Here is a 17,090-nt window from a genome sequence, read left to right on the forward strand (position 1 = left end):
CACTCCTTGATTATTTTTCGACTTCTTTTATTTTAAAAATGATAGTGAGAATAAATGAAACAGCAACAGCGATTAACATACCAATCACATAATTGACCACATTCTGAACACCGAATGGTGCTGCAATCGCAATCATCGGAATGCCTGTTAAACCATAAGCATTGGCTGCTACCTTCGTGAAAACTACAAATGCCCCGCCCAATGCTCCTCCAATCATCGCCGCAATAAATGGTTGACGATAGCGGAGGTTTACACCGAATATAACAGGCTCAGTAATTCCTAAAAAAGCAGAGAAGGCAGCAGGAAGGGCAATTTCTTTTGTTTTTGCACGCTTGGCTAAGAAAAAAACAGCCAATCCTGCCCCGCCTTGCGCGACATTGGACATTGCCCAGATTGGCAGCAAATAGTTACGCCCAATATCATTCAGCAACCCTGCCTCAATCGCATGGAAGCTATGGTGAACCCCTGTGAGCACAATCAAAGAGTAAGCACCGCCGAAAATGAGTCCTGCTAAGAACCCTGCATGGTCATAAATAAATGTCAGTGCATTCGAAATGCCTGTACCAAGCATTCTTCCAAGCGGTCCAACTGCAATAAATGTCACAAATCCAGTGACAATCACCGTCACAAATGGGGTCACAAGTAAATCAATACTGTTCGGAACGACTTTTCTTAAATTCTTCTCAACAAGGCACATGATATATACGGTCAATAACACTGGAATAACCGTCCCTTGGTAACCAAGAAGAGCAATATCAATATTGAATAAATGCATATATTCAGGTTTTGCTTCCGTCAATCCCCACGGATTAAGCAGATTCGGGTGAATCATAATTCCCCCAATGACAGCCCCTAAATACGGATTTCCGCCAAACTCTTTCGCTGCACTGACCCCAATTAAAATCGGCAAAATGATAAAGGCTGCACTTGAGAACATATCAAGCATTTGGAAGATCGCAGAGCTTGGATCAGCCCATTTGAAGGCTTTCATCATACCTAAGAGACCCATTAACAAACCGCTTGCCACAATTGCTGGAATGATTGGTACAAAAATATTCGATAACGTCTTTGCAAAACGCGCAAGTGGATTCATTTTTTGTTTCACTGCTTCATCATGGCTGACAGGCTTTTGTTTCTCGTCGCCAGTCTCAAGACCAGTCTCACGAGCAAATGGTTCATATACTTTGTTGACAGATCCCGTTCCAAAAATGACTTGAAATTGTCCTGAACTTGAGAAAGCCCCTTTTACACCTTCAAGTTCTTCAATGGCCTCTTTGTCAATCAAATCCTCATTTTTCACCACCAATCTGAGTCTTGTTGCACAATGCGTAGCACTGATGACATTTTCTTTGCCGCCTAACAGTTTTGTTAATTCTTTGGCTGTTTTTTGATAATCCATGAAGTTTCCTCCTTTTTTAAAGCAAAAAAGACCTAAAATTCACCAACGAGTAAAGGACATACACGTCCCCTCGTTACGCAAATTTTAGGTCTTGCCTGCCTGACAGTCACAATCCCGCAGTATCAAATTTTGATTACGCTTTCATCATAGTATAAGACTGTGACATGCGTCAACCTCTTTTTTCAAATCCAATGACCCATATACACTAATAAGAGTAGTGTGCATAAAAAAAAGCCTGCATGCAGGCACATCATTTTAAACCAATTCGGCTTCCTGCAGACGCTGGACATGCAGCGTGATGTAGCCGATCTCCGATTCAGGGAGATGAAGTCCATATTCATCTTTTAACAAATCAGCAAGTCCAAGTGCACACCGGTACGCCGTATCATACTTTGTTTGGATAAAAATCAGCATGTCTTCGTCCATGATTTGAAATGCCTCATTTGATTCCAACCTGCCTAATGCATACCTCAAATGTGTCACAAGCCGCTGATAGGAAATACTATCCTCATCAATTGAATGCTGAAAATATCTTTCAATATGCTCGATCATTTCTTTAATCATCGTTGTATATTTCACGGTCTTTTTCATGGACTCCGTATTCATTTTGGCCGTATGAATATGAAGTGCCACATATCCTGCCTCATCGTCCGGCAGTTCAACCCCAAGCCGCTCCTTTACATAACGAATGGCATACTTTCCAATCTCATATTCCTGCTTATATAAGACTTTGATCTCACCAAGCAATTTATTATATAACACAATGCCTTTTTGAAGGCGTTCAATGGCGAAGGACAAATGATCAGTCAGTGATATGTGAATGTGATCACTGAGCGGCATCATGAGTTTACCCTCTGCATAACTGATGATATGCTCTGCCACCTCAATATGCGCTTCTGGCAATGTGGCAAGAATTTGTTTGAATTTCTCATTTTCTTCACGCACAACAAAGATTTTCTCTATTTTTTGAAGAGGAACGACGTCATTTTTCCCCTTCTGAAAAGCAATTCCGGGTCCCATCACAATTTTCTCCTGATCGCCCTCCTTCACAATCACTGCGTTGTTATTCAATATTTTATATATCTTCAAGGGGTATCCTCTCCCAGCAGATAACATTTCTTATGTGGGATTTTACCCTGTTTCACTTTTTCTGTAAAGGTAAGAGCGGACCAGCACGCGCCTCTCGCATCGTCTTCTCTTCAAGCATCATCAGACTTTGAGTAAACCGCTTCTCTATCCTGCGTTTCTTCTTATGTTCTTCTGCCAGTTTCTCCAGCTCTCTCTCTTTCACTACTTCAAAGAATCCAGCATCCGCCGCGGCCGCCTGAAACCCTTGCTGTTTCATCATCACACCAGGGTTCACAAGCACATTCATCATGAAACCAAACCATACGCTCAACCAGCTTTTTAATTTCTTCACTGAACATCCCTCCGCTTTTCTTAGAATCTAGCAGCTCTAGCAAAACAACTGCTCCTATCATATCCCGAGAAAAAAGAGAGGTTTGTCACAATCTGGGTGAAAAAACCAACTAGTTTTCAGAAGTTTTGTTGAAAAGTGCAGAAGATCATCATGTGCCTGGATGTTTCAATGAAAATTTTATGCACACGCTATCCCAAAGATAAGCACACCTTATCAACAGGGTTTATCCACATATCAACACCCTCTTACTAGATTTTGTGTATGTAAATTTTTTATTTTCCATATATGTATCTGAATAATTGAGTTATCAACAGACATTTGTGAATAAGTGCGACTTTATAAACAAAATAGTTCTTTATAACTATGTAAAATAAGACCATTTTAGTAAAGGAATTGTTTTCAACGTATTGAATACTTAATAACGGGCAGTGAATCTTTCCTATTTATCCACAAAAAGAAAGGCTATCTCCCTAAAAACACAGCTATAGAAAGGGGAAAATAAATGAAAAAGGTAATATCTCGTTCTTCTGTTCTATTGTTCTCCACTATTTTTATTTTATCCACATTCTTTACCGGTCAACAGGCTGCTGCTGCTCCATCTAACAAAAAGATGGAACTAGAAAAAGCAGAAATCTTCGGTGAAATCAATGTCAACTCGAAAAAACAAACCACTGTCATTGTTGAATTAAAGGAAAAATCCTTAGTTGAAGCCGAGCAAGAAGGCGAATCACAAACAAAGGCCTCCCTCAAAAAATCTCGAACAAAAGTAAAGAACGCAGCACTCAAAGAGGTAGATAAAGCGAGTGTTCGTCAAGAATATGAAAAAGTTTTCTCTGGTTTCTCTATGAAACTTCCTGCAAACGAAATCCCGAAGCTGCTCGCAGTGGATGGAGTAAAAGCCGTTTATCCGGATGTTACATATAAAACCGATGAAGTGAAAAAGGAAAGCATCCAGCTTCCAAACGAAGATGTCTCCCCGCTTATGGATAAAAGCGCTCCATTTATCGGTGCACCAAAAGCATGGGATGCCGGCTATTCTGGAAAAGGGGTCAAAGTCGCAGTCATTGATACTGGAGTAGACTATACCCACCCTGATTTAAAAGGAAACTTCGGTTTATACAAAGGCTATGATTTTGTTGATAATGATTATTCTCCGCAAGAGACACCTAAAGGAGATCCTAGAGGCGAATCCACAGATCACGGCACACACGTGGCAGGAACGATTGCGGCAAATGGACAAATTAAAGGGGTCGCAAAGGATGCCACGCTTCTTGCATACCGTGTACTTGGACCAGGTGGATCTGGAACAACTGAGAACGTTCTTGCAGGCATCGACCGGGCTGTTACTGACGGAGCAGATGTCATGAACCTCTCTCTTGGAAACAGTGTCAATAACCCTGATTATGCAACGAGCATTGCACTTGATTGGGCCATGTCTGAAGGCGTTGTCGCTGTGACTTCGAATGGAAACAGCGGTCCGAACAGCTGGACAGTCGGTTCTCCCGGCACGTCAAGAGAGGCCATTTCTGTCGGAGCAACTCAGCTTCCGTACAGCCTTTACAATGTGAAATTCCCGAACTATTCTACTGCAAAAGTCATGGGCTACTACCAAGAGAGTGATTTAAAAGCGCTTGACCAAAAACAAGTCACACTCGTCCAAGCAGGAATCGGTGACGAAAAGGCGTTTGAAGACATCGATGTGAAAGGAAAGGTGGCCGTAATTGAACGTGGTGCCATTGCTTTTGTGGATAAAGTCGACAATGCAAAAGCCGCTGGTGCAATCGGCGTTGTGATGTATAACAATACCGATGGAGAAATCCCAGTCGACGTACCAGGACTCGCACTTCCTACGATTAAGCTGTCAAAAGCTGAAGGAACAGCGCTTATTAAAGCCATTGAGGCTGGAAACGATACAACGGCTTTCTCCATTCAATTTGTCAAGGAACTTAGTGAGCAAGTCGCTGACTTCTCATCCCGCGGACCGGTTGTGGATACGTGGATGATTAAGCCTGATCTATCAGCACCTGGCGTCAGCATTGTGAGTACGATCCCAACGCATGATCCTTCTCAGCCTTACGGATATGGCTCTAAGCAAGGAACAAGTATGGCATCTCCACATGTGGCAGGAGTTGCAGCGATCATCAAACAAGCAAAACCATCGTACTCAACTGAACAAATCAAAGCATTGCTGATGAATACAGCAGAAAAACTGTTTGACGCAAATGGCAGCCCATTCCCTCATAACACACAAGGAACAGGCAGCGTTCGAATCATGGAATCACTTCAGGCGTCTTCTATCGTTTCTGATGCGAGCTATTCTTACGGCACTTTCTTAAAGGAAAAAGGCGTTCAAATCAAAACGAAAAAATTTAAGGTAGAAAACCTTTCAAAAGCACCGAAAACGTATACCATTGATTACAAATTCAATGGCAGCGGCATTAGTACAAACGGAACGAAAAAAATCACCGTCAAAGGGAATTCCACTGGATCCTTTACTTCCGCAGTACAGGTGAATTACGGAAAAACCAAAAAAGGGACGTACCAAGGCAGCATAACCCTTCGCGAAAATGGCAGAAAGATCACAGAAATCCCTACTCTATTGATTGTGAAAGAGCCTGATTATCCGCGCGTCACTTCTGTTTCCGTAGAGCCGGACAATCGTGCTGGAAGCTATGTCATTAGCAGCTACCTGCCTGGCGGTGCTGAGAACCTTGCATTCCTTGTCTACTCGACCGATGGAGAGTATTTAGGTGAAGCTGGTGTTTATCAACATGTTGATAAAGGAGAATACCGCGTAAAGTGGAATGGCACAATCAATCAAGGCCAGAAGCTTGAAGCTGGTGAGTATACAATGCTTGCGTATGCAAGCTTGAAAGGAAAATCAGATACCGTACAAACGAAGGAAGCTTTCGAAATTTACCCTGAATAAATGTGAATCACAAGAAAAGCCTTGTATGAGTGGATAAGCTCATCAAGGCTTTTCGATCATATATGGAGGAAAGAGAGACTGATGTTGATATTGCTATGGATCGTTTCTTTTTTTACTGCTTTTTTCCTGACGATCACCTTGGTTTATTTTCTAACCTTTTTACATACGAAGCAGCCTCGTCCTTTTCATCAAGCATGCGAGCTGTCTGTTTATACTTCCTGTATCTACCCGCTCAGCCTGCTCGTGTCAGCCGCCTTCTTCCTCACCATGATGTTCCTTTTCCCCTTGTACTGGCTCCGCAGGCGATAAATATACATACGTTATGCATCAAAGGCTTCTTTTAATAAACGATACGATGTGAGCCGGTCTTGCATGTGATGTGTGATGGTCACAGCGATCAATTCATCTGTTCGATAAGCCTTCGCGAGTGCGGTCAGCTGCTCTTTCACAGATGCTGGCGTTCCAACGACCATCCTTTGACGATTAGCAGCCACTCGTTTTTGTTCATATGGACTGTAGGAATACGACTGTGCCTCTTCATATGAAGGAAAGCCTTCAAGATTCAGCCCTTGTTCATTGGCAAGTAAAGATAAATCTAAGCTGACAGCCAGTTTTTCTGCCTGCTCCTCTGTTTCGGCACATAAAACAAAGACTGCCAGACTGACACGCGGCTTTTCACCGAATACTGAAGGTTCAAATCGGTTGATATATTGCTCCACAGAGTCTTCTCCGCCTTCACCATTAATAAAAAGAGCAAACGTGTAGCCTGCACCTGCTTTCGCCGCAAGCCTTGCACTCCCGCCAGAGGAACCGAGCATCCATACTTCTGGCGCGGTCTCTACCTTCGGAGAAGCAGTCAAATGAGGCAGCGGGTAAAATTCATCCGCTAGATCATGTAAATAGACCTTCAATTCCTCTACCTGCTCAGGATACTGATCGCCTAGACGCTTTCGCTCACCATGATGAAGGGCAATGGAGGAAATGGGCATACCACCAGGGGCACGTCCAATTCCAAGATCGATTCTGCCGGGAGCCAGCGCTTCGAGAACCCTGAAGTTCTCTGCTACTTTATAGGCACTGTAGTGGGGAAGCATAACGCCGCCTGAGCCAATGCGGATGTGCGACGTAACAGCTGATAAATGCCCGAGGAGCACCTTTGGACTCGATCCTGCAAGCCGGTTTGAAAAATGATGCTCTGATACCCAAAAACGGTGATAGCCCCACTTTTTCGCCTGCTTCGCCAGTTCAACCGTCTGCTTCAGTGCTTCAGCAGGTGTTGCGCCTCCAATCAAAGGAGATTGATCCAGTATACTTAATTTCATTATGCTGCACCTCTTACAGAAATCCCCCTCTCTTAAATGGAAAGGGGGATGTCTTATTTATTTCCGATTAAAGCCCTTCTCTTTCACAAATTCTCCAAGGAAGGCACGCTTTGGCTGACTAAAGCCCCGCAGCATCTGCTCAGACCAAGTATCTTTTCTCTCACCGTTTGTTCGTTCTTCATAGTATGCCGAAATACGATCATCGTATTCTTTTAAATAACGATCGACATGCGCTTCATCTTGCTGATATGAATTTTCATGATAGATGAGTTCAACTGGCAGCCGTTCCTTTTGAGACGACTGGTTAGCTGGATGACCAACAGCCAGACCGAATAACGGCAGCACATAAGATGGCGTTTCAAGCACTTCAGAGACTTCTCTCAGCTGATTACGCAGTCCGCCAATATAGCAGATCCCAAGTCCCTTTGATTCTGCAGCAACACTGACATTTTGTGCAGCCAATGCCGCATCGATGACGCTAATGAGAAAGGCTTCCGTGTTCTCAAACGCCTCCTGATGATTCTTCCCTGCTCTTTTTGCAATATGATCATGGCGTTTCAAGTCTGCACAGAAGACAAAGAAATGCCCATTCTTCTCAACGTAAGGCTGATTCCCAGCCAGTTCAGCAAGCTTGGCCTTCTTCTCCTGATCTGTCACCCCAATAATACTATACGCCTGTACATAGCTTGATGTCGAAGCAGCCTGTGCACTTTTGATCAGTGTCAGCACCTCTTCTTCTGTCAAACGCTCGTCTGTAAACGAACGGATGGATCGATGATTTAATATGGTTTCTATCGTTTTGTTCAATTCGAAGACCTCCTTCACTTCTTCTATCATAAGGCAAAGACATAGGGCTTTTCAAAAATGAAAACTCGCATAAAAAAAAGACAGCCTATACTTAGACTGCCCTTACCCGTTTTATTTAAATAAATAACTTTGATATTTCGTTAATTGAACGCTTGCGTTATAGGCGATCCCGAATCCAATGAGAACGGACAAGACAGAGCTTCCTCCAAAACTGATAAATAAGAGTGGAATCCCTGTTACAGGCATCACGCCTATGTTCATGCCAATGTTCTGGAACGTATGGATTACAATCAATGCTGTATATCCTACGCAGAAGAATGACGCAAATCGGCTATAAGGATGGATACGGTCAATCAGTACGACAAGCCGGTAAATCAAGAAGAAGAACATGATCACAACAAACGCACAGCCGATAAAGCCAAAGGCTTCTCCTATAATGGAGAAAATCATATCCGTTTGTGCTTCTGGGACATAGACCTTTAAATTTTTAATGCCATTCCCAAAAATCTGCCCTGCACCAATGGCCATAATCGCCTGCTCCACTTGATATTTATCAGATCCAGATGCATCCTGCGTCTGCGCTTGGTTGGCTGACGTAGAGCTATCAGGCAGCCAAGCGGTAATCCGGTTAATTTGGTACTGTTGAATGCCGATTGTTTTCGCAAAATCAGGGAATAAGATAATCACAGCTAAAACAGAAGCAACTAAAAGCACAACCACTGAACCGATGAGAGAGATCAGTTTCCAATTGATCCCTGATAAAAATACCATCACCACAACAATAAACATACAAACAGCCGCAGTCCCTGCATCCTGCAAGAAGATCAGTCCAACTGGTACAGCTGCCACCCCGGCAATTTTTAATAGAAGGAAAATATCATCCTCTAATGTCCGCTTTCCTCTAGGTGTAGACTTTCCAATGACAGATGCAAGCATCATAATCAAACCAATTTTCATGAACTCTGAAGGCTGAAATGTCCCTATTCCAGGTAACACAAACCAGCTTTTTGCACCATTTTTGATTGGAGCAAAATCATGACCTCCGATTTGTGCAGGAGCAACCTTCAGAAAAAGTAACAGCAGTATGCCGCCTATAAAAATATAGAGACTTAGCTTCTCTAATTGCTCCAAATCAAAGTAATTTATGGCAACAATACATATAACTCCGACCATGTAGTAAATAATCTGTCTGGTCCATGCATTAGATCCGTACTGCCCAAATTGACCCGCAGCATAAATCGCAATGACACTGATGGCAAAGAAGGCTAAAAATATAAAAATCAAATCTCCTTGATAGTAAGGAGATGTATTCTGCTTGTTCATGAACTAACCACCCTTATTACAAAACATAAAAGCCCTTATTTATATTAGATTGAAATTTTCACAAAATCAACTCACCCTAAATATGACGGAAGATACATCCGAAAGGTTCCATTCAATTTTCAAAAAATGAAATACTTTTCATCCTAACAATAGGAAAAAATCCCTCTATACACTTTTCATTCAATCGATCTCAAGTCCTTTAAAAAGTTTATTTTACAGATTTTAAGGGGAAAATTCAATGACCTATGTGGCGATATGACAAGTAAACATCAGATGAGATAAGCTGCACTGAGGAATAAAACCATTTTGTATGGAATAAGGCCCATTTTCCAATTATTACGTTTACTTCAAAGTCAATTGTGGTATAATACTTGTAACAAAATGTTCACAATATCTCCTAAAAACAGACACAATTGCATCCTGACCTCTCATTTGATTTGAACATCAACTTACAAAGGAGTTGGATACGATGGATATGTTCTTTGCGTACCTATGTATAGCAACGGCTACACCCCTGTTTTTATGGCTGGAAAACAGAAAGATTGCATTAGCATCTATTCCACCCATTATGATTATGTGGATTTTCTTTGGTCTTTACATGACAAGCAGTTTATCTCCAGCAGGACATACCTTCATGATCGCATTCTTTGCCATTAACGTGATTTTGGCTCACATTGCAGCGTTCCTCATCTACGGACTTCCATTCATTCGCAAAAGATTCAGCAGCAGATAGATATCGCCAACTATTGGAAGCGTTATCACCATCATGATAAAAACCACTCATCTTCAAGAGATGAGTGGTTTTTTTATTATTTCTCTGAATGCTCAGACTGCTTTGGCGCAGACGGTGAATAACCGTCTTTACTGTTCTCTCCGTGGCTGTAGTGAGCCGCAAAGATCCAAACAGATCCGATGACGAAGATAATCGCACAGAACAGACCAAACAAAGTATTTCCGACTTGAACAGTTCCGTTCTCGCTCTCTGTCATGTGCATAAACATGAACAGCTGCAAGAATGCTTGAATGAACGCAAAACCAAAGATAATCCATAGTTTTGCGGAACTGCCAATTTCAGCTCCAATCGCAATCCAGAATGCTAAGATTGTCAGCACAATGGACAGGATGAAGCCAACTACGTGTTTCCAAGGGAAGTGTTCGTGCTCTGCTGAGGAATGTGTTTTTCCAGCCATATCACAAAAGCCCCCCTAATCCGATCAAGTAAACAGCTGTGAAGATGAAAATCCATACAACATCAAGGAAATGCCAGTATAGACTTGAGATGAAAATCTTAGCTGCTGTTTGTGGAGTTAATCCACGTTTTTTAATTTGGAACAAGATTCCGGTAATCCAGAAGATACCGATCGATACGTGTAGTCCGTGAGTTCCTAAGAGTACAAAGAATGCAGACCAGTACGCACTTGTATGGATGCTCGCACCCTCATGTACATAATGGAAGAACTCAAAAATCTCGAATCCAACGAAGCCTGCACCTAGAAGCAGTGTGAGAATCGTCCAGATGACAACCCCTTTTGTACTTCCACGGCGCATTTCATGAACAGCAATCCCACATGTAAATGAACTAACCAATAGCAGGAATGTCATGATCAATACAAGCTTCATATCAAACAGCTCAGCTGGTAAAACGCCGCCAGCTGTTCTGCCATGTAGAACAAAGTAGGTCGCAAAAAGTGTTGAGAATAACACGATTTCCGCGCCAAGGAATATCCAGAAACCAAGGATGTTTAAACGTCCGGTTTCAGAGCGATATTCAAGCGGTGCATTTGCATAGCTGCTATCATTATGTCCCATTACTTCTGCGCCTCCTTATTCTTTTTCTCTGTTTCAATGACTTCTTCAACAGGAATATAGTAGCCATCGTCATATTCGAATGAACGTAAAATCATCGTTGCGAATACACCGATTAAGCCAATAACGCCAATCCAGTACCATTCAAATACAAGACCGAATGCACCAAGTCCAAAGAATGCAGACATGATCAGCGGTCTGCCTGAATTGTGCGGCATGTGAATTTTCTTGAATTCTTTTTCAGGATGAACGTCTACATTGTTTTGCTTCCAATGATGGAATGCATCTGGTGTTGTCACTTCTGGAAGTGCTGCAAAGTTATAATGCGGCGGAATTGCAGAAGATGTCGCCCAGTCAAGTGTACGTCCTTCTCCCCAGCTGTCTCCAGACACTTCACGTTTTGAATGTCTCCAGCTGTAGTAAATGTTGTAGCAAAGGATGATGAATCCGATACCCATCATAAATGCACCAATTGTTGAAATAAAGTTGAGTGCAGTCCAGCCATCTTCTGGTCCATACGTATAAATACGTCTTGGCATTCCTTGCAGTCCTAGGAAGTACTGCGGGAAGAAACAGATGTTAAATCCGATCATGAATACCCAGAAGAACCATTTGCCGATTCTTTCGTTTAACTTGTAACCAAACATTTTTGGATACCAGAAAACAAGACCAGCAAAACAAGCAAATACAGTACCTGCGATTAATACATAGTGGAAGTGGGATACAAGGAAGTACGTGTTATGGTACTGGTAATCCGCAGCTGCCATCGCAAGCATAACCCCAGTTACACCACCGATTACGAAGTTCGGGATGAAACCAAGTGCCCAAAGCATTGGTGATGTAAAGCTGATACGGCCTCGATACATCGTAAAGAGCCAGTTAAAGATTTTCACACCTGTTGGTACAGAAATCGCCATTGTTGTAATCGAGAAGAATGAGTTAACCGCTGCACTGTTCCCCATTGTAAAGAAGTGGTGAACCCACACAAGGAAACTAAGAACAGAGATTGCCACAATTGATACAACCATCGCTTTGTAACCAAACAACTGCTTTCTTGAGAACGTCGCAAAAATTTCTGAGAAAATACCGAAAGCCGGCAGGATAACAATATATACCTCAGGATGTCCCCAAATCCAGAATAGGTTCGCCCAAAGCATCGGCATACCGCCTGCTTCGAGTGTAAAGAATGCAGAACCGAATAAACGATCAAATGTCATAAGTGCTAAAGCAACTGTTAGTACAGGGAATGCAAACACGATGATGACAGACGTAATCAATGTTGTCCATGTAAACATTGGCATACGCATTAGTGTCATACCTTTTGTACGCATTTTTAAGATGGTCACCATGAAGTTAATACCTGTCATAAGTGTACCAATACCTGCAATTTGGAGCCCGAGCAAGTAGTAGTTCTGTCCAGGTCCTGGTGAGAAATCATTTCCGGCGAGCGGCATGTAACTCGTCCAGCCTGCACTTGGTGATCCTCCAATAACGAAGGAAATGTTGAACAGCATTGCTCCGACCATGAATGTCCAGAAGCTAAGGTTGTTCAGATAAGGGAATGCAACGTCACGTGCACCAATTTGAAGAGGAACAACGACGTTGATTAAACCAATTAAAAATGGCATCGCCATGAATAGAATCATGATCGTACCATGCGTTGTAAAGATTTCATTATAGTGGTTTGAATCTAAAAACGTATTATTAGGAAGCGCCAGCTGCGCGCGCATCATCAGTCCGTCTACCCCACCGCGGAAGAACATAATCACAGCAGCAAGGATATACATGATTCCAAGCTTTTTATGATCAACTGATGTCAGCCATTCTTTCCAGAGCCATTTCCACTTTTTAAAGTAGGTTAAAACAAACACGATGGCAATGGAGGTAAGAGCGATAGAAATTTGCGCACCAAGAATTAATGGGTCTCCAGTTACAAAAAACTCATCCCATTTTAAATGCATAACGGCCTCCTCCTTTCCTTAGTCAGTTTATTCATTATCTAGTTTTCTTTTATAGTTCTTCACATTCTCGAAAGGATCTGTCTTGGAATGCGGAGAAACTGCTTGATAACCTAAACGTTTGCGTGCTTGGAGTGCATATTCAGAATCCTCTCCATGCTTTGCAAAGGATAAATGTGTTGATGAGAATGTCTGCACATCTGCAGCATCAGGAAGCATCAAGTAGTCATACGTTTTCTTCGTTAACTTTGGTGCTTCTTTCTTCGTTTTGTTTACCCATTTATCATAGTCAGACTGCGTCATCGCATTGACTTTGAATTTTTGCTGAGCAAAGCCCTCGCCTGTGAAGTTGGCGTTTCTTCCTTGGTATGTGCCTACTTCATCAGCTTGAAGATATTGTTCCATTTCCATTCCAGCCATCGCATACTTCTCCCCGCCTAGCTGAGGAATCCATAGTGATGCCATTGTATCAGCGGAAGTGATTTTGAATAAAACCGGCTGATCTTTTGGAATGTTTAAGTAGTTCACTGTCTCAATATTTTCCTCTGGATAGCTAAAGATCCATTTCCAATCAACAGCTGTCGCATAAACGACAAGTGGATCTTTATGGCTTGTTGCTTGAGGTGCCTCTTCCAAAGAGTAAATTGTTTTTACAGTTGGAATCGAAAGAGCAGCAACGATTAATATTGGGATCACTGTCCAGACAACTTCTAGAAGCGTATTCCCGTGTATTTCTGGGTTATAAGAGGCGTTTCCAACGTCCTTACGCTCACGGTATTTAACCAAAATGATGGTAAACAGTACAAATACCGCACCAACGATAAAGAGCATGAATCCGATAGATAAAAGGATTAAGTCTTTTTGTTGTGCTGCGACTGGTCCTTTAGGATCTAAAACAGCGATATTGCTGCAACCTCCTAATACAAAAACACTCACGAGCATCGCTAATAAAAGCATAGGTTTAATGGCTCTGAACAAGAAGATCACCATCCTTCCTTAAATAATGTATAAATTGCTGAATAATTGTGAAAAGCCATCTGCCTTCGAAAACTTTTCTTCCCTTTGTAATGCTATCAAAATCTGTTAGAGTTAGCTTCCCTTTTTTCAAAAGTTCATTTATTTTTCAACAGATTTCTTTTAAAATGTCATAAATTCGACATAAATTTATATTATTGCACACACAATAAATTTCTAGGATTTTGAAAAGTTGAGAGTTGAAGGCAAAGGACAAACAATCAAGAACTTTGTCAAATTTAGGTTTACCACAATAAAAAAGTTTGGTCAAATTTCAATTTAACTTAATGAAATTTTATCTAGGTAAACAATTTCAAAATAGGTATCCCCACATTTAACAAAAACCTTACTTATTTTAACGCAAGTTAACAAGAAAAGAAAGTATCGATCCTCTGACTATGCGCGTTAAGAATTGGCAATTATGATGAATATGTGGAATCCCGCTAAATGACTTCCAGCAAAAAACCGGCTCAGCGCCGGCATTCTGCAGTTATTCCTCTCTCACTAAAATATCAGGGCGTCTATAGATGTCCCCTTCATGTTCAACATCAATGTATGTCCACTTGCCTGTATAGGTTAAAAAGCGGTTCCCCTCTTTCTCTACGACCATCGTATCCTCTGATTTCAATCCAGGCAATGAAGGATTCCAAGTAAAGACTTGATGCAGCTGAATTTCTTCCTTCGATGAGGGAACTGCAATGATTTCTCTAGATACAAAGCCCGTTTTTCCCCCTTGATGAAGCTTTTTCCAGCTATCAGGGAAGCCCTCTTTTTCATACTGAGCAATACCTGCTTTCAATACATCTCCCAATGTCTTACCAGGGCGCGTGGCAGCATTCATGACCGTGTCAATTCTTGCAAGCCGCTCTTTGTTCTCTTCAAGCTCCTTTGGAAGCTGACCGAAGTAAACAGACCTTGTGACATTCGCCACGAGTCCATGCCGTTCAGCGCAAAGAACAACAAGCGCATGCTTTTGAAGTTTTTTCTCTGTCGGAATTGGATGACGGTATTGATGAATCCGGTCATCTGTTGCTACAAGCAGCACTTCAATCGTCATTCCCTGCGCGATCGCTTTTTGAGCCGCAAGCGAAGCGATTTCGTACTCCGTCTGTCCTGGAACGATTTCTTTACAAACACTCTCTACAATGACCGCTGTTTCATGACAAAGCGTTTCATATTGGCGGAGCTGTGATGCAGAAAGAATGGATCGAACTTGCGACAAATCCGGCTCGATCCATTCGAATCCATCCATTTGAATGTCTGACCCGATCCGTTTGTCTTTTGTGAGTGTTTGAATGTGTGCCGTATCATCCTCAAACCAATCCATCGTCACCACTTGAAAGGGGTGATCGATATACGCCATCTCTTCTTCAATGATCCGCTTTTCTTCCATTTGATTCACTATGAGGACGATGTCGTCTTTTAACACAAGCAGCTTGCACACGCCCTCTGGTGTATTTAACACGATGTGATTTCTTCTCCCTCCTGTCAGCCAGGAGAAGTTATTACGCTTTTGAATCAAGACACCGTCGAGCTGTTTTTCTTCCATTAATGTTCTTACTTGTTCAATCATCTAATCACCTGCCTATATGAGTGTATGAATGAAACGTTTAAAAGCTGTTTTCCCTTGCTCGGTTCTTTTAAACACACCCGCCTGTGAGAGAATACGAGAAAAAATCATACCGACTTCTTTTTGTAAAATAGCTTCTGTATTGTCCTCTGTAAAGGTATTCTCTTCAAGCAGACGCTTTGCCCATGTTTCGTGTTTCGTGATAGCAGGGAGGGCTTTGATTTCTTCAAGGGGGTTTTTGGATAACAGCGCTTCTTTTAATTGACTTAATTCCTCTGCTAATCTACCAGGAAGAACTGCAAGACCCATCACTTCAATTAATCCGATATTCTCTTTTTTAATATGATGGACTTCTTCGTGCGGGTGGAAAATTCCATCCGGGTGCCGCTTGTTTGTACGATTATTGCGCAGCACTAGATCTAATTCATAGTCATCTCCATGGCGGCGTGCAATTGGTGTAATGGTATTATGCGGCGTCTCTCCTGTATGAGCTAGCAGCTCCACTTCTTCATCTGAATACATTTTCCACTCGTTTAAGATAAAGTCTGCTGCGTCTGCAAGCTTCTGCCGGTCGCTGCTTCGAAGGCGGATGACAGACATCGGCCATTTCACAATGCCAGCCCTCACATTCGGAAAGGCATTCAGAGAAAAGACCTCTTCCACCTCCGCTTTCGCCATCGGAAATTCATGCGCACCGCCCTGAAAATGGTCATGACTTAATATACTGCCCCCGACAATCGGAAGGTCGGCGTTCGATCCGATGAAATAGTGCGGGTATATATATATGAAAGAAAGCAATCGTTCAAAGGTCTTTTTGGTGATGCTCATCGGCTCATGTTCGCCTTTGAACACAATGCAGTGCTCGTTGTAATACACATAAGGTGAAAATTGTAGAAACCAAGATTCATCTGTGAGTGTCACAGGAATGATCCGGTGATTCTGTCTCGCTGGATGGTTGATGCGCCCCCCAAACCCAACGTTTTCTTTACAAAGGAGACAAAGAGGATATTGTTTTTGACTAAGCTTTTTGGCTTCAGCGATTGCTTTTGGGTCCTTTTCCGGCTTTGATAGATTGATTGTGATCTCCAGCACGCCATCATCTGTTGGTGTAAACCACTGCACATTTTTGGCGATTCTGCCTGTATGAATATAGTGTGCGTGCTGCTGCATTTCATAGAACCAGCTTGTAGCAACCTCTGGCCCTTCATGCTGGCGCTTCTCTTCAAACTTTGCGTAGATGACACTTGGAGGCGCCACCAAGCATCCCATGATTTTCGCATCTAGTAAATCGCGATACGTATCCGTCCCCTCAGGGATAAGGCCAGTCTCAACTGCCCAATCCAGCATCGGCATTAAGATGTCTTCAAGCTCCGCCTCCCCTGAGACTGTCCTTGGCTCAGCTTCATCCAGCCCAAGCACCTCAAGCAGCCGATTTCTCGTATAATCCATATCTAGTCGTGTGATCATCTCTTGATTGATCCCGTATTGAATCAGCTGTTCCAGTTTTTCAAAAATATCAACCGCCATTCTCTCTGTCCCCTC

Annotated in this window: 14 protein-coding genes; 2 read left to right on the plus strand and 12 right to left on the minus strand. The window is 42.4% G+C overall.

Annotation, left to right across the window (positions count from 1 at the left end):
- Window positions 1-10: 10 nt before the first annotated feature.
- From NSQ25_RS17475 to NSQ25_RS17485, 3 genes are all read right to left on the minus strand, one after another.
- On the minus strand, window positions 11-1,399 hold the full coding sequence (locus NSQ25_RS17475; protein ID WP_034281296.1) for a sucrose-specific PTS transporter subunit IIBC: 1,389 nt from the start codon (window positions 1,397-1,399) through the stop codon (window positions 11-13).
- Between the two features lie 255 nt (window positions 1,400-1,654).
- Complete coding sequence (locus NSQ25_RS17480) at window positions 1,655-2,488, minus strand: PRD domain-containing protein (RefSeq protein WP_034281297.1); 834 nt, start codon at window positions 2,486-2,488, stop codon at window positions 1,655-1,657.
- Between the two features lie 52 nt (window positions 2,489-2,540).
- On the minus strand, window positions 2,541-2,819 hold the full coding sequence (locus NSQ25_RS17485) for a hypothetical protein (RefSeq protein ID WP_034281298.1): 279 nt from the start codon (window positions 2,817-2,819) through the stop codon (window positions 2,541-2,543).
- Between the two features lie 502 nt (window positions 2,820-3,321).
- Here NSQ25_RS17485 and NSQ25_RS17490 point away from each other — a divergent pair.
- The gene (locus NSQ25_RS17490) at window positions 3,322-5,748 is read left to right on the plus strand and encodes a S8 family serine peptidase (RefSeq protein ID WP_217008670.1); all 2,427 of its coding nucleotides are present in this window, start codon (window positions 3,322-3,324) and stop codon (window positions 5,746-5,748) included.
- 320 nt (window positions 5,749-6,068) lie between these two features.
- On the opposite strand, the gene NSQ25_RS17495 is transcribed toward NSQ25_RS17490, so the two are convergent.
- The 3 genes from NSQ25_RS17495 to NSQ25_RS17505 all read right to left on the minus strand — a co-directional run bounded on the left by NSQ25_RS17495 (window position 6,069) and on the right by NSQ25_RS17505 (window position 9,200).
- A complete protein-coding gene (locus NSQ25_RS17495) occupies window positions 6,069-7,070 on the minus strand; it encodes an LLM class flavin-dependent oxidoreductase (protein WP_326135910.1) in 1,002 nt (333 codons plus the stop codon).
- Window positions 7,071-7,127: 57 nt separating this feature from the next.
- Window positions 7,128-7,877, minus strand: a complete 750-nt coding sequence (nfsA, locus tag NSQ25_RS17500; protein ID WP_217008669.1) for an oxygen-insensitive NADPH nitroreductase — start codon at window positions 7,875-7,877, stop codon at window positions 7,128-7,130.
- Window positions 7,878-7,988: 111 nt separating this feature from the next.
- The gene (locus tag NSQ25_RS17505) at window positions 7,989-9,200 is read right to left on the minus strand and encodes an FtsW/RodA/SpoVE family cell cycle protein (RefSeq protein WP_034281302.1); all 1,212 of its coding nucleotides are present in this window, start codon (window positions 9,198-9,200) and stop codon (window positions 7,989-7,991) included.
- A 469-nt stretch (window positions 9,201-9,669) separates the two neighbouring features.
- On the opposite strand from NSQ25_RS17505, the gene NSQ25_RS17510 reads away from it, so the two are divergent.
- A complete protein-coding gene (locus tag NSQ25_RS17510) occupies window positions 9,670-9,933 on the plus strand; it encodes a spore morphogenesis/germination protein YwcE (protein ID WP_008345491.1) in 264 nt (87 codons plus the stop codon).
- 76 nt (window positions 9,934-10,009) lie between these two features.
- Here the strand turns inward: NSQ25_RS17510 and qoxD are convergent, their stop codons facing one another.
- The 6 genes from qoxD to galT all read right to left on the minus strand — a co-directional run bounded on the left by qoxD (window position 10,010) and on the right by galT (window position 17,075).
- Entirely contained in the window at window positions 10,010-10,390 is a 381-nt protein-coding gene (gene qoxD / locus NSQ25_RS17515; RefSeq protein WP_007497818.1) for a cytochrome aa3 quinol oxidase subunit IV, read from the minus strand.
- A 1-nt stretch (window position 10,391) separates the two neighbouring features.
- On the minus strand, window positions 10,392-11,009 hold the full coding sequence (qoxC, locus tag NSQ25_RS17520) for a cytochrome aa3 quinol oxidase subunit III (RefSeq protein ID WP_039182371.1): 618 nt from the start codon (window positions 11,007-11,009) through the stop codon (window positions 10,392-10,394).
- Window positions 11,009-12,967, minus strand: a complete 1,959-nt coding sequence (gene qoxB, locus NSQ25_RS17525; RefSeq protein WP_024423835.1) for a cytochrome aa3 quinol oxidase subunit I — start codon at window positions 12,965-12,967, stop codon at window positions 11,009-11,011. The genes qoxC and qoxB overlap by 1 nt, the downstream gene beginning before the upstream one ends.
- 27 nt (window positions 12,968-12,994) lie before the next feature.
- Window positions 12,995-13,951: a cytochrome aa3 quinol oxidase subunit II gene (qoxA, locus tag NSQ25_RS17530; RefSeq protein WP_098677198.1), complete on the minus strand. Its 957-nt coding sequence runs from the start codon at window positions 13,949-13,951 to the stop codon at window positions 12,995-12,997.
- Between the two features lie 517 nt (window positions 13,952-14,468).
- Entirely contained in the window at window positions 14,469-15,551 is a 1,083-nt protein-coding gene (locus NSQ25_RS17535) for an aminopeptidase P family N-terminal domain-containing protein (protein WP_065214922.1), read from the minus strand.
- Window positions 15,552-15,563: 12 nt separating this feature from the next.
- Entirely contained in the window at window positions 15,564-17,075 is a 1,512-nt protein-coding gene (galT, locus tag NSQ25_RS17540; RefSeq protein ID WP_326135911.1) for a UDP-glucose--hexose-1-phosphate uridylyltransferase, read from the minus strand.
- Window positions 17,076-17,090: the final 15 nt, after the last annotated feature.

It is taken from the genome of Bacillus sp. FSL R5-0512 (assembly GCF_038593295.1).
Taxonomy (GTDB): Bacteria; Bacillota; Bacilli; order Bacillales; family Bacillaceae; genus Bacillus; species Bacillus safensis.